At 45.8% G+C, this 1,964-nt stretch carries 2 protein-coding genes; one reads left to right on the forward strand and one right to left on the reverse strand.

The features are described from left to right. Window positions 1-112: 112 nt before the first annotated feature. Window positions 113-391, reverse strand: a complete 279-nt coding sequence (locus tag LZ23_RS11810; protein ID WP_045214448.1) for a type II toxin-antitoxin system RelE/ParE family toxin — start codon at window positions 389-391, stop codon at window positions 113-115. 254 nt (window positions 392-645) lie between these two features. Between LZ23_RS11810 and LZ23_RS11815 the strand changes: the two genes are divergently transcribed. Next, window positions 646-1,794, forward strand: a complete 1,149-nt coding sequence (locus tag LZ23_RS11815) for a site-specific integrase (RefSeq protein WP_045214450.1) — start codon at window positions 646-648, stop codon at window positions 1,792-1,794. The last annotated feature ends 170 nt before the right edge of the window (window positions 1,795-1,964 follow it).

The raw sequence follows: 1,964 nt of genomic DNA on the forward strand, positions 1-1,964 counted from the left end.
ACACTGAGGCTTTTAGCAAAAGCACTGGCAGAAATATTCAGGCCGTCAAGTTCTTCTCGTAGTATTTCTCCCGGGTGTACCGGGGGCATTTTGTTTTCCATTATAAACCTCCTTAATGATAGTCCTCTATCCCTACTTCCTGGGGGTTATCCTGGTACCATTTGAAAGTAACCCGCCATTGCATATTTACGCTGATACTGTACTCGCCTTTTCTGTTTCCCTTCAGAGCTTCAAAGCGGTTTGAAGGTAATTCCTTCAAGTCATTCAGACAGGTAGCACTGTCCAGGATCTGCAATCTACGGATTGCCTGCCTTTCAAAGCCACTGAATTCTTTTACAAACTTTCCTGAGTAGAGCTTTTCTGTATTTTTATCTTTGAATGACTTGATCATTTTCTGGTTTATAAATCCTGTTAGCCGTTACGTCAAGCATAATAATGCTTCTCATTTCCAATTTAAGCCCTCCTACGTCCACTTTTTAGACTTCTATCCACTTCCCCCATACCTGACATCAAAAACACCCCTGAAAGCCCTCTACGGGCCCCCTACAGCCTCAGTTTTTACTGTGCTACCCTTCCCAATTCAAAAACCGCCCTGCTTTTGGTTATAAGTCTGAAAGGAACCTATAACTGAAAGGAGGTGCAGTTATGCCCAAAGTTTTACTCAAACAATCGTTCGTAGACAACCCGCCCATCCCCACCAACAAACCCAAGGTCCAGTATTTTGATGAAAAGCTGACTGGATTTATGTTGGAAGTACGCAGGAATGGCAAGGCCACGTACTACCTGAGATACCGGGATAAGCACTCCCGTACAAGACAATTACTGATTGGACCAACTGATTCTATGAACGTTGACCAGGCAAGAGAGAAGGCCAGAGCGCTTAAGAGCCAACTTGTGATGGGCTTTGACCCTCTGGCCCATGTTGAGAAGATCAAGCAGACACCTACGTTTAAAGAGTTCACCAGAGACAAATACCTGCCCCATGTAAAGACCTACAAGAGGAGCTGGGAGTTTGATCAGAAGACCATTGAAAACCGTATGATCAAGCTCTGGGGCAATATGCGTATGGACGAGTTCAGACCTGGAGATTTGCTGGAATTCCAGAGTACCCTGGTAAACCAAGGCTTTAAGCCTGGATCTGTTAACCGGATTATGGCTTTGGTCAAGCACATATTCAATCTGGCGGAGCGCTGGGAAGTGATCGACAGAGCACCCACCAAGAATGTCTCTAAACTGGCTGATAACGGGGCTAAAGAGAGGTTTTTGTCTGTAGATGAGCTGGAAAGGCTTCTGGAAGAGATCAAGAACTGCAAAAGCTCTGTGGTGCCTGATGTAATTGAGTTCCTGATATTAACCGGAGCCAGAAAAAAAGAAGCCACCCACCTGCCCTGGTCTGAGATAGATATGCAAGAATGTATCTGGACCCTGCCGCCTGAGAGGAACAAAGCCAAGTGCCGCAAGATAATCCCGTTGTCCCAGGGCGCTATGGATATCCTTAAACGCAGAACTGGCAATGGCTCAGACTATGTATTCGCCCTGCCGGACACAGGCAAGCCCATCAAGCATTTCCATCATACTTGGGATCGCTTGAGGCGCAATGCTGGAGTGCCCGATGTACGCATACACGACCTGCGGCATTCGTATGCTTCCTTCCTCGTAAATTCAGGCAGAAGTCTCTACGAAGTACAGAAATTATTAGGACATGCCGACATATCAACTACGCAAAAGTATGCGCATTTGACGAAGGATACACTTCAAGAAGCCACCGAAATCGTCTCAAAACTGGTTCGCTAGGTAGGTATATGCTGGGTCAAAAAATCGAGTGTTAGGGCTTTGTTAAGCCAAGCATCATGCTTAGCGCCAATTTTGGTGGTCGGTATATGCTGGGTCAGTCCAATGTGCAGTAATGAGTGACACTAAAGGATCGTTTAATTTCAATAACTTACAGAAACCAGACTGACAGT

The organism is Desulfonatronovibrio magnus, from assembly GCF_000934755.1.
Classification (GTDB): domain Bacteria; phylum Desulfobacterota; class Desulfovibrionia; order Desulfovibrionales; family Desulfonatronovibrionaceae; genus Desulfonatronovibrio; species Desulfonatronovibrio magnus.

Excerpts from the sequence above, each read along its gene's own strand:
- LZ23_RS11810 (WP_045214448.1), bottom strand. The coding sequence starts at position 391 with ATGATCAAGTCATTCAAAGATAAAAATACAGAAAAGCTCTACTCAGGA.
- LZ23_RS11815 (WP_045214450.1), top strand. The coding sequence starts at position 646 with ATGCCCAAAGTTTTACTCAAACAATCGTTCGTAGACAACCCGCCCATC.